Here is a 16,727-nt window from a genome sequence, read left to right on the forward strand (position 1 = left end):
CCATGCTTACTTCCCAAGTGCAAGTCACCGTCCGCTATGCCGAGACCGACATGATGGGCGTCGTCTACCACGCCAGCTATCTGCCTTGGCTGGAAATCGGGCGCACGACACTCTTGCGCGAGCACGGGCTGCCCTACCGCATGCTCGAAGAAATGGGCTACCGGCTGCCCGTTCTCGAAATCTCCGCCAAATACCTGCGACCCGCCGTCTACGATGACACGGTGACGATTTTTACGACGATGCGCGAAAAGCCGATCTTACGGCTCGTGCTCGACTACGAAGTGCGGCGACTCAGCGCGGCGGAGGATGGGCCCGCAAGTGCGGGCAGCGAAGGCGCGCAGCTCGGCGGCACGAGCGACAACAGCGCTCAAGAGAACGCAAAAGGCGAACTGCTGGCGACAGCGCGAAGCATCCACGCGTTTATCGACAAAGAAGGCCGCCCCACCCGCCCCCCAGCGCTCTTTGTCGAAAAGATGAACGCGGCCTTTGGCGCTTAGCACAGACGCGCCCGCGCCATTCCCCCCTTCAGCCCGCAGCACTCGCCGCCGCCCACCACGCGTATTCTTCTAAAACGGCCGCGTCGGTTTCGGCAGAGCGGATTTCGGCCAGTGCAGCACTCGCCGCCTCCACGCCCAAGAGTCGATACAGCGCCCACACCGCATGCACGCGAATCATCGCTAACTCGTGTTGGGCAAGCCGGAGTAAATGAGCGACGACCCGCTCGTTTTCCTGACGCGCAACCAGCAGGCGCTCGCCAGAGAGACCAGCCTGCGACTGGTTTCCCGCCACGACGCACGCGTTTCGCAAAAGCCCGCGCAACTTGAGCCGCTTAATCGGTGTGCGCCGAAACACTTGCGAAAACCGCTCTGGCGTCATTGCCAAAAGCTCGCCCAGCCCCAGCTCCGGCAAGTCGTGCCGCGCCGCGAGCAGCAGTTGCCGCCCTCGCTCGGCGAAGCGATTCCACGGGCAAACTTCGAGGCAAGTATCGCAGCCGTAAACCCGACTCCCAATGCCCGCCCGCAGTTCGCGCGGGATGATGCCCTTGTTCTCAATCGTCTGGTAGGAAATGCAGCGGCGCGCATCCACCACGCCCGGCGCGGCAAAGGCAGCGGTCGGACACGCATCTAGGCAGCGCGTGCACTTCCCGCACAAGAGCCCCACATCGGCAAAGTTGCTCGCTTGTTTGCGCACGGGCGGATCAGGGCGCAGCGCGACTCGCGTCAAAACCGACGCCAGGAACAGCCAGTTCCCATGCGTTCGCGAAATCAGCATCGCGTTTTTCCCCACGAAACCGAGCCCCGCCTTCGCCGCCCAGCCGCGCTCAATCACCGGCCCCGTATCCACATAATAACGGTAGTCCCCGCCGCCCACGCCGAAGACTTCCTCAATCGCGCGGCCCGCCTCGACGAGTGCCGCCTTAATCGTGTCGTGATAATCCTCCCAAAGCGCATAACGCGCCCACTGCGGGCCCGGCTGCCGCAACTCGCGCCCCGGCCAATAGTTGACGCCGAGCATGATAATCGAGCGCGCGCCCGAGAGCACTTGGCTCGGGTCGAGCCGCTTATCGACGCTGCGCTCCATCCACGCCATCTCGCCATGCATCCCCGCCTCCAACCACTCGCGAAGTGGCTTGCCGTGCAGTTTGTGCAACGCGGCAAAACGCACGTCGTCGAAGCCCAACTCACCGAGCCGCGCACGCAGCCGCTCTTGTTGCTCAACTGTCGCGATAGGGGCTGCGGCCAGCTCAGTCATCGGCCCACGAAGCTGACTCACACGCGCCCCCGCGCAAACTCGGCGGCCTCGCGCCGCCACACGCGAATGACATGCGAGACGACATCCGGCAACGACCGCCCATCCGTTAGCACCAGACTGCCCGCACGGCGGTACACGGGCTCCCGCGCCGCATAGAGCTCGCGGATTCGGGCAAAGCGATCCTCAGCCTCAAGCAGCGGCCGGTTCTGCCGCCGACTCGTCCGCTCCAGAATCGTCTCCAGCGAGGCGTGCAAACACACCACCACCCCGCGTCCGAGTAATTCGTCCAGCATCCCCGGCTGCGCGACGAGCCCGCCTCCGCATGAAACGACCGTGCGCGTCGCCGGATGCCCGCGCTCGATAAACTCGCGCTCCATCGCTCGAAACGCCCCCTCGCCCTCGCGCTCAAAAATCTCCGGCACCGTGCAGCCCTGCAACCGCTCAATCTCTTGGTCGCTATCGAGGCAGCGAAAGCCAATACGCGGTGCGACCGCCCACCCCACGGTGCTCTTCCCCGTGCCCATGAACCCGACCAAGTAGAGATTTACGTCTTCGCGATTCACAGTCTTTGCCTCCTTTAAAAACTACTGCGCAGTGAAGAACTCCGACCCTGCGGTCGGAGCTTCTCCTCCACAAGCTAGGGGAGCCTTCGGCTCCATATGACGATGACCTCGCTTGACCTCGCCGTAAACGGCGAGGTGCGCGCTTGGGTTCGTGGTCACCGCAGCGATCCCTTTCTCTGTGAGTGTCATCGTGGCTGTCATAGCGGCAGGCTCCTTGGGCTGAGTGAGAAATTCGTAACGAAGCATTGGAGCTACGAAAGCCTAGACCAACGGTAAGTGTGTCACCTTTGGGAGAAATTAGTCGCCCGCCGCCTCAGGATAAAAAATGCCCGTGCGCTAAATTCGCACGAGCATTCGAGAAACACCGAGCGGGGACCGACGAGCGGCCAACAAGCCGCTCGCCAAATAAAAGACCCGACGCGTCTTTAGCTGCCGGCAACGATCTCCAGCAGCTCGATTTCAAAAATCAGGGCCGAGGCCGGCGGGATCCCGCCCAGGCTCTCATCGCCATACGCGAGCTTCGCCGGGATAAAGAGCCGGATTTTCCCGCCCTGATTAATCTGCTGGATGCCCTCCGCCCAGCCGGGGATCGCCTCGTTTACACCGATGGTGAGCGGCTCACCGTGTTGCTCAGAACTGTCGAAGACTTGCCCATTAAGCAGCATGCCGGTGTAGTTGATCTTAACCTTGTCGCTCTCCTTTGGCTTCGGCCCCTCGCCCGGCTCGACGATCTCGTAGCAAAGCCCAGTCGCAGTCTCGACGATACCCGGACGCGTTTTTAGCGCAGCGAAGAACTCGGCAGCCGCAGCGATGTTGCGCTGCTTAGCACGCTCCAGCGCGGCATTTTGGCGAGCGGCGATAAACTCGTCCATCTGCTGCCCAACGGCCCCGAGGTCGTGCGCCATGTCTTGGCCCGCAACAGCGAGCGAAACGCCCCGCGTAAAAGCCGCCGCCTCAGCAGGCGTAAACTGGAGCTCCGCGACGCCGAGCCGCGCCATCATGAACCAGCCAAAGGACTCGGCCAGCACCTCGTTACTAAACGTCTCGGTAGGCGCAGCGGGAGCCGCTTGGGCGGCGGGCGCAGCCGTGTTGGCCGCATCGCCACTCGGGATGGTGAAGTTGACCTCTTGGGCAAAAAGCGAAACAGAGGCGGAAACAGCGAGCGCGAGCGCACTCGTTTTAATGAGGCTGGGGTTTAGGTTCATAAGAAAAAGTGTGAGAATGAAAGGCTCTTAAACACGCACTGGCCGACTTTGTGCCAGCCCATTCCTAAAAAATCTGGCGAGGCGCCAGTCACACTCAATTCAGCGAGCCACGAACGCAGCCTCAGCCACTCATTACTACCAGACGGGCCGCCAGTGAGCAGGCCGTGCGACTCGCAACGGCCTGCCCAATAAAAACCAGCTGCGATACGGCCATTTTTTTCGATAAGACGATTTCGAGCTATACGAAATCATCTTTAGTCGAAACTTGGCGTAGCTCAATTAGTTAACAAAAGAAGCTGTAGCGTCTTTTTTATCTGACCACTTCGCGTTACTATACGCCACATTGTCCACCTGAATATAACGAAGATTGGGATTCTTGGTTAGATCAAGATTAACAATATTTCTATTATATCCGTTTTTAAGGTTCACACTGCGCAGGTCATTTTCTCCACACCACAATATTTTTAAATTCTTATTATTGCTGAGATCCAAACCGATTAGTTGATTTTCAGAACACCACAATTCTGTCAAAGCCGTATTATTGCTCACATCCAAACTGACTAGTTGATTTTCCCCACACATCAATTCTATTAAGCCCGTATTATTACTTACATCCAAACTGCGTAGCTGACTACCAGAGCAACGCAATACTTTTAAAGCCGTATTGTTGCTCACATCCAGGCTGCTCAGTTTATTACCACCACAGCCCAACTTTATTAAAGCCGTATTATTGCCTAGATCCAGACCGCTTAGTTTATTATCAAAACACCACAATTCTGTTATATTCACAAAGGCTTCAATTCCGGTAAGGTCGGAAATTTCTTTGTTTTGACACCAAATAGCTCCAGTAAAGGCTTGTGCCTCGGCTACCGAAATTTCGGTGTCGCCGTCGGTGTTAATATCAGGATTTCCAATTAAATAAGCTTTAAAGTTCGGATCTGGGATGTGTACGTTTTGCCCTTGTGCAGTCATCAAAGCCACAAGGCCCACAAGGGCAGAAATGATAAATTTCAGTTTCATTTTTTTTAATTTGTTAATATAGCTAAGCAACTAAAGGCGGAAACCTCTATTTTTTTACGTTTGTATTTTTTGGAGTTTTCCCAAATGAAGGGTTAGTATTTCTGAAAAGTGTTAAGATTTGGACGAGTTTTGGGGCGTAATCTTCTGGGGTGGGGATTCGGGATTGGGGGAGGGTTTCAGAGTTGGAAAGGCCGCAGAGGGCGGTACTCATTGCAGGTCAGAAAGCACGGGTGGAGGCCTTCACCTAGCAAACAAGTGACGCGGAAGATGAGGGGAAATGCCTATCAGTCAAAATCGTTTTAGTGAAACCACTTAGTCTTTTGTTACAAATGAGTTAAGGGCTCACTAAAGCAGTTTCGTTTCTTCAGCGTTTCCCTTATTTGAGGACTGGGACGTTCGTTAATATGAAAGTCACTGATAAGGCGTAAGGGAACGCGCAGGATTTTTTCCCGCGCTTCGGCAGACAGGTCACTCTTGGGGGAGCGCTTTGCCCGCAGGCGAGGTCGCGCGGGGGAGCGGCGAGCGTGCGCAGCACACGTGAGTGGCGAGCCGCGAGCCAGATGCCCCGCAGCAGAGTTAACGCACGCGGAAGCCCGCTAATAAAAAACGGCCTGCGAGCGTGCTTGCCCGTCGTATCCGAAAGGTGAATGACAGAGGCAGCATGGCTCATCCCGATCAATTTTGGACCAGTCAAGACGGGCAAATTTTGCACCTGAAAAACGGCGGCGATAATCGGCTAAGCCTCGTCCTCGCGTTTTGGCCGCGCAACCCGCAGGAGTTCGCCTTTCTCAAAGAGCACTTGGGCCAGTTGCGTTTCAGTGAGCGCAGCTCGCTCGCGCGCATCGGTATCGAGATGCTCTTGAAAGGCGCGCCGCAGCTCGACGGCAACCGCATCACCCTAGAGGCCGAAGCCTTCCTCTACGACACGAGCTTCCCCAACGCACCCTACTGGACAAAACTCCTGCGGCTCGGCACGCCTGTTGGCCGCCTATTCTATGCGCCGGCCCCCGCCAAACTCTCCAGCACCGAGATTTGGGAGGCCATCAAGGCCAACCAAATCAAGCTCCCCAGCACGACCTCGATCGACTCCAGCGGGCGCGTATTTTTCACGCCACACGCTGTCAGCTACACGCTCGACCCGCGCCTCCAACGGCTCAACTTCGAGCACATCGTCAGCGGCTACGCGGGCCGCAGCTTCATCGACAAAGTGCAAGTCCGCCGCGATGCCGCGCCACTCGCGATCCCACCCCGTGCGGGACTGCTCACGAGCTGCTCCATGTATCTCAAAGAGCACTACGTCGTGCTTACGACCGGCGAGGGCAACTTCGGACTGCACACCAGTGCAGTCCTCCTCGACCCGCTCAAAACCTTCGGCACGAACATCATGCTCGAAGTCTACAACACCGGGGCGCAACCCGTCGTAAACCCCATGCTCTCGGTCGAAGTCTTTCGCGCCCCCCCCTACGCCGATCCGGAGGTAAAGACGCTCGCGCGCCACCGCCAACGCCTCCTTAGCACCACCCAAGGGCTTTTTAAGTGCCTCGACGAGTTCCCCGCCAGCGAGACCCACGCCCCCGCGCCTAAGACCCGCATCACCGTTCGTGGCCAAAGTGCCACGATGGAAAACCGCTCGCTCTTCATCCGCGCAAACGACACCGAGCTGCGCAAATTACTCGAAGGCGAAGCCTGCCCGCTCGGCAGCAAGACGATGATCCAAGCCCTCGACGCGCCCACCGCCGCACCCGATGCGGATACGCTCGTCGTGGACACCTTCCCCGACCTCTTGGAGCACATGGAGCTCATCACTCGACTCGGCGACATAAAGCTCAAGCGGCTCATCTTTCGCCGCGCCTCGCGCACCCACGGCTACTTCCTATCGAGTAACGCACACGCCCGACTCGATACCTTCCACGGCCTCGGCATCAAGGTCTACTGGTATGACGAAGTCACGCGCGACATCTACCTGCACACCTACAAACGCGACCACGGCTTCTTCGTGCGCGAAGAGCGCGCCCGCCAGTTTCAGGAAAGCACCATCCTCGCGTTTTACGGCTCCGCAGTCGGGCTCGACCAACGCGACACCGACCGCATCTCCGCACTCGTCGACGCGCTCACCGGCTTCCTCGGCGGCAACCTCGGTGTGCTGACCGGCGGGGGTGGCGGCGTCATGCGACTCGCCACTGAGCAAGCGCGCGAAAAAGGGGCGATGACCGGTGCCTGCTTCCTCGAACTCGAGGCCCAACCGCCCGAACTCGGCGTGGATTTCTTCAACACCTTCCAAGAAACCTCGCGGCACTTTAGGCAAAAGTGGTTCGAGGCGGCGGACTTCTGCATCTTCAATGTCGGCGGCGTCGGCACGCTCGAAGAAATCGGCATCGAGCTGTGCAACCTCAAACTCGGTATCCGCCCCCGCGTGCCCTACGTGTTTTTCAACGCCGGCTTTTGGGGCGACCTACGCGCCCAAATTGAGAAAATGATCACAGATGGCCGCGCCCCGTCATGGATGGCGGACTACGTGCTCTTCACCGACGACCCAGCCGAGGTCGTCTCCTTCTACCGCAAAAAACTCCAAGTGCTGTAGCACGCGAAACCCCACTCGCGCGGTGTGCGTGCGGCCTGCTTCCCACGCGTGAGGAAATGAGCGCGGGAGTATCCGATGCGTGGTGCTTAAAATAAAAAGCACTTGCGTGCGCGAGCTGCAGCCGCCTTTGTCCTGCGCTTCTCTCATCTTGTTCGGGCTGTAGCGTAGCCTGGTAGCGCGCTTGCATGGGGTGCAAGAGGTCGTGAGTTCGAATCTCACCAGCCCGACCAGATGAGAGAGGGAGAGGGCTTTTTTGAACTACGGTGATTGGGAGTGCCCACCGCGTTACGCGTGCACCGTTAGCAGTTCGATTTTTTGAGCGTGGGTATTGCGGGCGGAGATCTCCACGAGCGCGGCAGAGAGCCGCACGTCGTCTGTCGCCACGCCAAAGCGGCGCGGCATGCCATCTAAAAACTTGCCCACGACCGGCTCGATCTCGCGCCCCAACACCGAGGCATACGGACCGGTCATCCCCACGTCGCACATAAAGGCGGTGCCCTTGGGCAACACACGCGCATCGGCAGTCGGCACATGCGTGTGCGTGCCGAGGACGGCCGTCACGCGCCCGTCGAGATACCAACCGAGCGCCTGCTTCTCCGAAGTCGCTTCCGCGTGCACTTCGACGAGAATCGCATCCACTTGCCCACGCAGTTTTTCAATCATTCGGTCCGCGCAGAGAAACGGGCACTCGGCCTTCATCCCGAGAAAATGCCGCCCGAGCACAGTAAACAGACCGAGCCGAAACCCGCGCGCTTCGATAACGAGGTGATCCCAGCCGGGGCAGCTCGCAGGAAGATTCGCAGGGCGGCACACGCGATCGAGCTGCCCTATCTCGCTCGCCCACTCGCGTTGATCCCAGACGTGGTCGCCGAGCGTGATCGCATCGACGCCCGCGCCGAGCAGCGATTGCGCGATCTTGCCCGTGATGCCCGCGCCCGCCGCTGAGTTCTCCGCATTGGCCACGACGAAATCGAGTGCGTGGCGCTGGCGCAGCGCAGCGAGCTGCGCGTTGACGATGTCGCGCCCGGGCCGCCCCACGATGTCTCCGATGAACAAAAGTTTTAGCATGTGTGTGTGTTGGCGAGAATGCTGGAGCCGCCCAACGCGGCCCCGCAAGTACCGCCGCAAAAGAAAAGGGCCCTCCGCTAAGACCTTGCGGGGCGCGCTACGACTTACTTTGCTCGCCCGCATTTTTCTCCCGCTTGCTATGAATAACACCAGCTCCCCCATCGCCTCCACTCACGCCGAACGCGGCCCCGAAATGAAGGGGGCCGAAGCCGTCGTCGAATGTTTGGTGCGCGAGGGCGTGGACACGATTTTCCCCTACCCGGGCGGTGCCTCCCAAGAGCTGCACCAAGCCCTCGCGCGCACTGACAAAATCCGCGTCATCCTTCCCCGCCACGAACAAGGCGGCGCCTTCGCCGCCGAGGCTTACGCGCGCGCTAGCGGGCGCGTCGGCGTGTGCATGGCCACGAGCGGCCCGGGCGCGACCAACCTCGTCTCGGCCATCGCCGACGCGTTCATGGATTCCATCCCGCTGGTCGCCATTACGGGCCAAGTTTACAGCAAATACATCGGCAAGATGGCGTTCCAGGAGACCGATTTTTACGGGATGACACTGCCCATCGTAAAGCACTCCTACCTCATCACGGACGTGCACGAGCTGCCCCGCGTGTTTAAGGAAGCCTTCCACCTCGCGCGCAGCGGGCGGCCCGGCCCCGTCGTTATCGACATCCCCAAGGATGTGCAACAGGCACGCTTCCGGCCCGTTTACCCGCAAAGTGTCCAGTTCAACAACCCCTACGTCGGCGGCACGCACGAGGCGACTGACGACCAGCTCAAACAAGTCCTCGCGCTCATCGCCTCCGCCGAGCGACCCATGATTTACGCGGGCGGCGGCATCATCTCCGCCGACGCCTCCGAAGAGCTAAAGACCTTTGCCGAGACGACTAACATCATGGTCGCCACCACACTCATGGGCGTCGGTGCCTTCCCCGAAACCCACCCGCTCTCCATGCACTGGTTTGGCATGCACGGCGCGGCCTACGGAAACTGGGCGGTCGATGAGTGCGACCTGCTGCTGTGCCTCGGCGCACGCTTCGACGACCGTGTCACCGGCAACACCGACACCTTTGCGCCCAAGGCCAAGATCGTTCACATCGACATCGACGACTCTGAACTCGGCAAAAACAAATCCGTGCGCCTCGCCATCGTAAGCGAAATCAAGCACGCGCTGCGCCGGATGAACGCGCTCGCTGCTGCCGCCAAGTTCACCGCGCCCGACACCGCCGCTTGGCACGCCCAAGTGTCCAAGTGGAAAGCCGAGCATCCCTTCACCTACACGCCCGGCAAACATATCCAGCCGCAAGAAGCGATCGAGGTGCTCTACGAGCTGACCGGTGGCGACGCGATTATTACGACCGGCGTCGGCCAGCACCAAATGTGGGCCGCCCAGTTTTACCGCTTCGACAAACCGCGCCGCTACATCAGCTCACTCGGTCTCGGCGCGATGGGCTTCGGCTACCCTGCCGCCCTCGGGGCCAAGGTCGCTTGCCCCGACAAGCAAGTGATCGACATCGACGGCGACGGCTCCTTCGCGATGAACATCCAAGAGCTCGCGACCGCCAAAATCGAGAAGATCGCCGCCAAGGCCATGATCCTCAACAACCAGCACCTCGGCATGGTCGTCCAGTGGGAAGACCGTTTTTATGGCAGCGTGCGCGGCAATACCGTCCTCGGCGACAGGTCCAACGTCGGCAGCCCCGACAACCCCGACGCACTCTACCCCGACTTTGCAAAAATCGCCGAAGGCTACGGCGTGAAAGCCCGCCGCGTCCTCAAAAAAAGCGAACTGCGCGAGGCCATCCAAGAGATGCTCGACCACGACGGCCCCTACCTGCTCGACGTTATCGTCCCCTACACGGAGCACGTCCTACCCATGATCCCCGCCGGGAAATCTGTAAAAGAAATGCTGCTCAAGTGAGCTGAGCCCGAAAGCCCGCTGAGCCAAGCGCAGCGGGCTTTTTCCGCTGCGCGCGGGGGCTCCGGCGGCTCGCAGGTGGCATTCACTGGAGCGATATCGTACAGTGCTTTGCGCCGCACGATAACGCTCCAGTAAGATTTCCTCGGACTTGTGCGACATAGGGTTTCCCACGTGGGATTACCAAGTGGGGCATGACTTCTTCCTCTTTCGTTTTTGTGTGGTCGCTACGCGACCACACAAAAACGATATGGCAGTGGCCACTGGCCACCGCCCCGCGCGTAGCGGAAAAAAAGCGACCAGCGATTACGCGCTAAGCAGTCGGCACGCTCTGCACGGTTTTTAGGATGCGGCCGGCGACGAGATACGGGTCAGCGGCAGAGTTCGGGCGGCGATCTTCGAGGTAGCCGCGATAGCCATTGTTCACAAAGACGTGCGGGATGCGAATCGACGAACCGCGGTCAGCCACGCCATAGGTGAATTTGTCGATGGACTGCGTCTCGTGCAGCCCTGTGAGCCGCATATGGTTATCAGGCCCGTAAACGGCGATGTGCTCGTCCATGTACTTGCTGAAGGCGCCCATGAGCTTCTCGAAATAATCCTTACCGCCGACTTCGCGCATGTGCTTGGTCGAGAAGTTGGCGTGCATGCCCGAGCCGTTCCAGTCGAGCGGCGTGCCGAAGCGTCCGCGAATCGGCTTACACTCCCACTCAATGTCGATGCCGTAACGCTCGGTAAGCCGCGTGAGCAGGTAACGCGCGACCCAAATCTCGTCGGCGGCCTTCTTCGAGCCTTTGCCAAAAATTTGAAACTCCCACTGGCCTTTCGCCACTTCGGCATTCGTGCCCTCGTAGTTTAGCCCGGCGTCGAGGCAGATATCCATGTGCTGCTCGACGAGGTCGCGCGCCAGCGCACCGATGCTCTCAAAGCCGACGCCCGTGTAGTAGAGCCCTTGCGGGGCCGGATAACCGCCGGGCGGGAAGCCGAGCGGCGCACCGTCTTTGTAAAAGAAAAACTCCTGCTCAAAGCCAAACCAGGCCCCCTCGTCGTCGGGGATGGTCGCCCGCGTATTCGACGGATGCGGCGAGCCGTCGGGCAGTAGCACTTCGCACATCACGAGCACGCCGTTCTTGCGCGTCGAGTCGGGGTAGACGCCCACCGGCTTCAGCAAACAATCCGCGCTCGAACCCTCTGCCTGCTTGGTCGAGCTCCCGTCAAAATTCCACTGGGGCAAATCGGCGAGTGTCGGGAAAGCCGCGAACTCCTTGATTTGGGTCTTGCTGCGCAGGTTGGCCAACGGCGAGTAGCCGTCTAACCAGATATACTCGAGTTTGTATTTAGGCATGTGTGGCGGAAGAGCGTGAACGAACTTCGGGTAGCGAATTTGTGGGGAGCTTTTTTGAAAAACTCCGTCCGCAGAATCGACAGCCCCCCGGCCCCAATGCGAGTTGTAAAATTAAGAACTTGTTTTGGGATGCCCTGTTATTAGCCCGCCGCCCATCGCCGCCACAGAACGATAAGCCCTATGCCGCCGCTTCCCCTCGCCAACTCTCAACCGCCTCTCAGCGACGTGCGCCAACAGGCGCACGCCCGATAAAAAGAGTCTGCGCGCCCCCCGACTCCATGCCTGAAGACCGCAAAGACACCAACCGTGCACTCGTGCGCATCGGCTTCGACGGCACCGTGCACAAGACCTTTCGCGGCAGCGACGCCCCCGAGCGCTTCGCCAACGAATGCCGCATCCTTCGCCACCTCGAAGCGCGCCGCTGCGACTTCGTCCCGCGCCTCATCAGCGCAGACGAAGCCGCCCTAAAAATTGTGACGACCAACTGCGGCCGCCGCGTCGAGCACATCAGCGACGAGAAACTCAAAACCCTCTTCGCCGAACTCGAAACCTATGGCGTGCGCCACGACGACCCCTACCCGCGCAACGTCACCTACCGCATCACCGATGGCCGATTTTGTCTAATCGACTTCGAACTCGCCACGCTCCTCGACGAAGCGGCGAGTGCTCACGAAACCTCCACTCGCGCCCTATGACGCCTAGCGAAACGAACGCCGACGAAGCCGCCAAAGAGAAGCCCACAGCGATAAAAGGGGCGGCAACTACGTCACCGTGCGACCGCCTTCGCTGGTCGGCCCTCACCCATCGCGGCAAAGTCCGCACGAATAACGAAGACGCCTTCATCGGCCTGTGTTTCGACGGGCACGAACTGCACTACCTCGGCAAAACTGGCGAAGCCCCGACCGACACCCTCGACTTCGTTTTTGCCGTGAGTGACGGCATGGGCGGCGCACAAGCCGGCGAGTTCGCCAGCCGCATCGCCATCGACAAACTCTCCCACTGGCTCCCGCGAAGCTTTAAGCTCGCTGCCAGCGGCGTCGCGCTCGACCGCACCGAAGTTTTAGTGGAAGTCTTCCACGCCATCCACGCCGAGCTCATCCAGCTTGGCCGCAGCTACGAAGAGTGCCGCGACATGGGCGCGACGCTCAGCCTCTGCTGGGTGACCCCGCACAAGGTCTTCTTCTGCCACATCGGCGACAGCCGCATCTACCACCTACCGCTGCGCGGCCCGCTGCGCCAACTCTCGCACGACCACACCCACCCCGGCTGGTTGCGCCGCGCAGGAAAAATCAACGAACGCGAAGCACGCCAACACCCGATGCGGCACATGCTCAACCAAGTGCTCGGTGCAGGCCGCCAACACATCGAGCCGCAAGCCGGCGCAGTCGTCACCGAGCCCGGCGACCGCTTCCTCATCTGCTCCGACGGACTCACCGACGGGCTCTGGGATCACCACCTCGACGAATTCGCACGCGGCCCAATAGGCGGCGAAAACAAGCCCGTTGCAGAACACTTAATCGCCGAAGCCCTCGACCGCTCTGGCCGCGACAACCTCACCGCCATCGTCATTGAGACGCCGGATTGCGATCACTGAGTCCCAGCCCCTGGAGCTATGGGGCTCGGGCTCTGGGCAGGGCGGCGGCGGCAAAAGTGCGAAAAGCCTTGGCGATAACGACTGCGGAAGGCTCGCCACATTAACCTTGAGAGGACGAACACGTAGGACAAACTTACGCTCATCATGGCAACCGCAACCACACCAGAGCACGTAGAGACTCAGGCGCGAGCGGAGCCCGTGGCGGCAAACCCCTCGCGCGAGAGGGTGCAAAAAATCAGCATTGATGGCAACACGCTGGCAGTGCTTGGCGTGGGCATTGCACTGTTCACGATGGCATTTGGAGCCTTCACTCACTTGAGCGGGCGCATAGACTCTTTGGACACCAAGATTGAGCGGGGCCTAGGCACTTTGAACGGACGAATAGACACTTTGGACGCCAAGATCGAGCGGGTGGCGACCGATTTGCGCACAGAGATAAAGGACGTTCACGCGAAAATCGACAAGCTAAGCGCGGAGACGAACGATAGGTTCGACCGGCTAAATGAGAAGATAACGCAGATTCTCATTAACCAGAGTCGCGGGCAATAGCAGGGCAGCCCTGCAGCAGTGGGCAGCGGTTTGCGCCGGAAACGAAGCGAGCGCTAAGAACGGAGGACGAGCCGCGAGAGCCAGAAGAGGAGGGCAAGAGAACCGCGCGCCGACTCAGTGAGAAGCTTTCACTTCTTTAAGTCTCGCTCACTCACTCGCACGACGCGCGTAAGCTTAGCGCGGAAAAGCTCATCCATCAGCCCCAAGATTTCTGGGGAAATCCGCTCGCGTAATTCATCCAAACTCGGCAAGGGGCCGGAAATAACCTCTGCCTCGACACGCGCCGACAAGCGCGTGCCCAAAGAACGAGTCGAAGACTCCGAGGTCCCGCCAGAAAAGTGACTCGAAGAGTCTTCGGCAAGGAAGGCGGCTTCCTCCTCCTCGCTCGGCCCGATGGGTGCGCCATCGTCGTCGCCGTAAGCCTCCGGTGCGATGCCTTGGAGGCGGTCATTCGCCCGTACTATCGCGCGAGCGTCCGCAGCCGCAAACTCGTCTCGCACGGCGTCCGACTGCGCTGCGCCACTAGTCGCCGCCCGCACTCGTGCACCGCTCGTCGTCGCCAGCGCGGAAATTCCGCTTGGGCGAGTCGGCTCGTTTACCGGCAAAACTGACGCAGTTCGCTCCTCATTTTTTTCGCCCGGCTCAACCCATGAAACTGCGGCAAGTGGCGCTGTGCGTTGTGTAAGTCCCTCAGGACTAAGCGCAGCGGCCAGCCGCGCCTCGAGCCGCTCAACTAAGTCTTTTTTTTTTCAGCCTCCTCGCGACCACTCATGGAATCGACGCGGCCCGACGAGGCCGCGCCAGGTGAATGAGCCGAAGACTCTTCTGCGAGCGCACTCAATTCCTTTATCAGCGAGTCTATCGCGCGGGCGCGGCTCGCCTCGACCGCCTTGAGCAAGGCGACCTCGAAATTGATTTTTTCGGAAAGCCCGAGTTTCACGCCGCCCTCGCCCTCGCGCAGCGCGTCGAGGAGCCGCGTCACCTGCTCGGTGGTCATCGGCACGTTGCCCAGCAGCCGCGTCGTGCCGCCCTGCGCAATCGCGTCGAGCAACGCTTTGCGCAACTGCACTTGCAGGTCACTGAGCAGGCGAACGAGGTCGCGACCCGTAGCGTCGCACTCATCGACAAGCGCGATGAGTTGACGGTGGTCGCCCGCAGCGAGCGCGGCAGCCAGCGCGGCCACTTTCTCGGCAGAGACGAGCCCGTAAACATCGAGCACATCCGCTTCGGCAATCTCGCTGCCGCAAAACGAAATCATTTGATCGAGGATGGATTGCGCGTCGCGCAACCCGCCATCGGCCATCCGCGCGATACAGGCGAGTGCCTCGGGCGTGATCCGAATCTGCTCGTCGTCGGCGATTTTTTGGAGCCGCGCGATGATCAGCTCGGCCGGAATCGGCTTTAGGTCGAAGCGTTGGCAGCGCGAGAGGATGGTCGGCAGAACCTTCTGCACATCGGTCGTCGCGAAGACGAATTTCACATGCTCGGGCGGTTCTTCGAGAGTCTTGAGCAGCGCGTTAAATGCCTGGTTCGACAGCATGTGCACCTCGTCGATGATGTAGACCTTATACTTGCCCTGGCTGGGCGCGTAGCGGACGTCGTCGCGCAGGTCGCGGATTTGGTCGACAGAGTTGTTGGAGGCACCGTCGATTTCGATGACGTCGAGCGAAGAGCCATCGGTTATCGCGCGGACGACCGGGTCATTTACGTCGAAGTCGGCGAGGGGGCCGCCAGTGCAGTTAAGGGCTTTGGCAAAGATACGGGCGGTCGAGGTTTTGCCCGTGCCGCGCGGTCCGACGAGCAAGTAGGCGTGCGCGATCCGGTTCCGGGCGATGGCATTACGCAGCGTACGCACCACATGGTCTTGCCCCACCACATCGTCAAAAGTCTGGGGACGCCACTTGCGCGCAATCACTTGGTAAGAGCTACTCGACATGAGCTCCTAGCCCAAGTGCCCGCCGCCCAAGCGCAAAACAAAAACGGTGGTGCCTGTGGCACTCGCACTCACAAAACAAACCAGGCTGCGGCTGCGTCGCCGGCAAAATGCAGCACGCAAGCTAGCCTCCCCGCGCCAATGCGGGCGTAAAAAAATGGCCAGGCACTCCACGGCACTGGGACAGCGTCGTTGCCGTTGCTACCTTCCGGTCCTGGCGGGGTTCACGCGCTATGCCCATGCATGGCACCTGGCCGCTGCGGACTGTGCGGGATGCCTTCGGGCGATCAACTGTTAAGTGTGCGAAACTGGTCGAGCTGGACGCAATTTCTGTGCGCAACGCAGGCAGGGGCCCGAATAGAAGCACTCGAGCCTGATCCGGTTTCTCAATCTCGGCTGCGCTGGCATCGGCGGCTCAACCGGCTATCGCAAATGCACATCCATCCGGTCGCCGCCTCCGACCAGAATACCGAGGCACGCATCTACCAATATGGCCGCCTCGGGAGCAGCACCTCTCACCTTCCTTACCCTGACGAGACGCTCGACCATGTGCCTAGTGTCCCTATCCAAACAGTGCGTCTTGACGATTGGGTCGCAGCGGGGCGTGTCGCGGCACCTGATTTGATAAAAATCGACGTCGAGGGGCACGGGTTTTCAGCCCTTTGCGGCATGCGCGAGACCTTAGCGCATCACCTTCCGGTAATCGTTTTTGCAGTACATGACCTTCGCGAGCGCGATCAAGGCGGGGCTCTACTTCGTGAGTTGGGCTACACGCTCACTCCTGCCTCTGCGGCTTCGGCAGAATCAATAGCGGATCATGCCTTTGGTGAATACCTTTGCCTGCCGCCAGGGAAAGTCCCCAACGAGAAAAACAAATCCTAGCTCCAGTGCCGTTTTTTTTAGTACGGCATTTCCGCATCGTTTCATAGTTGGGCGGGCTGTTTGCAGGCCTGGAGGCGAAGGCGTGATGCGGGACTAAAAAACCCGTGCGGTATAGGGGCCACACGGGTTTGATTGCATCGGGGTTTCCCTCGATAGGGGGAGGAAGTTGGGGGGCCGACCGGCTGGCTTACTTCTTTTTACTTTCTCTTTCGGCTTTCTGTGCGGCGCGTTCTTGTCGTTTTGCCTCACGCTCGGCGCGGCGGGCTGCTTGCTCTTGTTTCTTTGCTTCGCGTTCTAGCCGTTTGGTTTCTCGCTCGGCATCG

16 protein-coding genes, 1 tRNA gene and 1 other RNA gene are annotated in these 16,727 nt (G+C 60.0%); 8 read left to right on the top strand and 10 right to left on the bottom strand.

Annotated elements, in window-relative coordinates:
• Positions 1–2 precede the first annotated feature (2 nt).
• A complete protein-coding gene (locus tag AXK12_RS02825; RefSeq protein ID WP_068711261.1) occupies positions 3–497 on the top strand; it encodes an acyl-CoA thioesterase in 495 nt (164 codons plus the stop codon).
• 28 nt (positions 498–525) lie between these two features.
• Here the strand turns inward: AXK12_RS02825 and queG are convergent, their stop codons facing one another.
• The 5 genes from queG to AXK12_RS08855 form a co-directional block, all read right to left on the bottom strand.
• Positions 526–1,773 carry a tRNA epoxyqueuosine(34) reductase QueG gene (gene queG, locus AXK12_RS02830; RefSeq protein ID WP_231863504.1) on the bottom strand — a complete coding sequence of 416 codons (1,248 nt, stop codon included), beginning with the start codon at positions 1,771–1,773 and terminating at the stop codon, positions 526–528.
• Positions 1,770–2,315: a shikimate kinase gene (locus tag AXK12_RS02835; protein ID WP_068711265.1), complete on the bottom strand. Its 546-nt coding sequence runs from the start codon at positions 2,313–2,315 to the stop codon at positions 1,770–1,772. The genes queG and AXK12_RS02835 overlap by 4 nt, the downstream gene beginning before the upstream one ends.
• A gap of 21 nt (positions 2,316–2,336) precedes the next feature.
• The gene (locus AXK12_RS02840) at positions 2,337–2,561 is read right to left on the bottom strand and encodes a hypothetical protein (RefSeq protein ID WP_068711267.1); all 225 of its coding nucleotides are present in this window, start codon (positions 2,559–2,561) and stop codon (positions 2,337–2,339) included.
• A gap of 179 nt (positions 2,562–2,740) precedes the next feature.
• The gene (locus AXK12_RS02845) at positions 2,741–3,520 is read right to left on the bottom strand and encodes an FKBP-type peptidyl-prolyl cis-trans isomerase (RefSeq protein WP_082782599.1); all 780 of its coding nucleotides are present in this window, start codon (positions 3,518–3,520) and stop codon (positions 2,741–2,743) included.
• 279 nt (positions 3,521–3,799) lie between these two features.
• On the bottom strand, positions 3,800–4,540 hold the full coding sequence (locus tag AXK12_RS08855; protein WP_156468813.1) for a leucine-rich repeat domain-containing protein: 741 nt from the start codon (positions 4,538–4,540) through the stop codon (positions 3,800–3,802).
• Between the two features lie 661 nt (positions 4,541–5,201).
• On the opposite strand from AXK12_RS08855, the gene AXK12_RS02850 reads away from it, so the two are divergent.
• Positions 5,202–7,121 carry an LOG family protein gene (locus AXK12_RS02850; protein ID WP_068711268.1) on the top strand — a complete coding sequence of 640 codons (1,920 nt, stop codon included), beginning with the start codon at positions 5,202–5,204 and terminating at the stop codon, positions 7,119–7,121.
• A gap of 153 nt (positions 7,122–7,274) precedes the next feature.
• Positions 7,275–7,351 (top strand) — tRNA-Pro (locus AXK12_RS02855).
• Between the two features lie 55 nt (positions 7,352–7,406).
• Here the strand turns inward: AXK12_RS02855 and AXK12_RS02860 are convergent.
• A complete protein-coding gene (locus AXK12_RS02860; protein WP_068711270.1) occupies positions 7,407–8,189 on the bottom strand; it encodes a TIGR00282 family metallophosphoesterase in 783 nt (260 codons plus the stop codon).
• Positions 8,190–8,328: 139 nt separating this feature from the next.
• Here AXK12_RS02860 and ilvB point away from each other — a divergent pair, with 139 nt between their 5' ends.
• Positions 8,329–10,104, top strand: a complete 1,776-nt coding sequence (gene ilvB / locus AXK12_RS02865; RefSeq protein WP_068711290.1) for a biosynthetic-type acetolactate synthase large subunit — start codon at positions 8,329–8,331, stop codon at positions 10,102–10,104.
• 310 nt (positions 10,105–10,414) lie between these two features.
• On the opposite strand, the gene AXK12_RS02870 is transcribed toward ilvB, so the two are convergent.
• Positions 10,415–11,446: a glutamine synthetase beta-grasp domain-containing protein gene (locus tag AXK12_RS02870; RefSeq protein WP_068711273.1), complete on the bottom strand. Its 1,032-nt coding sequence runs from the start codon at positions 11,444–11,446 to the stop codon at positions 10,415–10,417.
• Between the two features lie 278 nt (positions 11,447–11,724).
• On the opposite strand from AXK12_RS02870, the gene AXK12_RS02875 reads away from it, so the two are divergent.
• The 3 genes from AXK12_RS02875 (at position 11,725) to AXK12_RS02885 (ending at position 13,589) form a co-directional block, all read left to right on the top strand.
• Positions 11,725–12,141 (top strand): BUD32 family EKC/KEOPS complex subunit, encoded by a 417-nt coding sequence (locus AXK12_RS02875; RefSeq protein ID WP_068711275.1) that lies wholly within the window; start codon positions 11,725–11,727, stop codon positions 12,139–12,141.
• Positions 12,138–13,040 (top strand): PP2C family protein-serine/threonine phosphatase, encoded by a 903-nt coding sequence (locus tag AXK12_RS02880; protein WP_082782600.1) that lies wholly within the window; start codon positions 12,138–12,140, stop codon positions 13,038–13,040. Before AXK12_RS02875 ends, AXK12_RS02880 begins: the two co-directional genes overlap by 4 nt.
• Before the next feature lie 144 nt (positions 13,041–13,184).
• Positions 13,185–13,589, top strand: a complete 405-nt coding sequence (locus AXK12_RS02885; RefSeq protein WP_068711277.1) for a hypothetical protein — start codon at positions 13,185–13,187, stop codon at positions 13,587–13,589.
• Positions 13,590–13,717: 128 nt separating this feature from the next.
• Here the strand turns inward: AXK12_RS02885 and AXK12_RS02890 are convergent, their stop codons facing one another.
• The 3 genes from AXK12_RS02890 to ffs all read right to left on the bottom strand — a co-directional run bounded on the left by AXK12_RS02890 (position 13,718) and on the right by ffs (position 15,778).
• Positions 13,718–14,194: a hypothetical protein gene (locus tag AXK12_RS02890; protein WP_068711279.1), complete on the bottom strand. Its 477-nt coding sequence runs from the start codon at positions 14,192–14,194 to the stop codon at positions 13,718–13,720.
• A gap of 128 nt (positions 14,195–14,322) precedes the next feature.
• The gene (gene dnaX / locus AXK12_RS02895) at positions 14,323–15,525 is read right to left on the bottom strand and encodes a DNA polymerase III subunit gamma/tau (protein ID WP_068711280.1); all 1,203 of its coding nucleotides are present in this window, start codon (positions 15,523–15,525) and stop codon (positions 14,323–14,325) included.
• Between the two features lie 153 nt (positions 15,526–15,678).
• An RNA gene (gene ffs, locus AXK12_RS02900) (signal recognition particle sRNA small type) lies at positions 15,679–15,778 on the bottom strand.
• Here ffs and AXK12_RS02905 point away from each other — a divergent pair.
• On the top strand, positions 15,766–16,404 hold the full coding sequence (locus tag AXK12_RS02905) for an FkbM family methyltransferase (protein ID WP_082782601.1): 639 nt from the start codon (positions 15,766–15,768) through the stop codon (positions 16,402–16,404). The genes ffs and AXK12_RS02905 overlap by 13 nt on opposite strands.
• Positions 16,405–16,727: the final 323 nt, after the last annotated feature.

The sequence above is a fragment of the Cephaloticoccus capnophilus genome (assembly GCF_001580045.1).
Taxonomy (GTDB): domain Bacteria; phylum Verrucomicrobiota; class Verrucomicrobiia; order Opitutales; family Opitutaceae; genus Cephaloticoccus; species Cephaloticoccus capnophilus.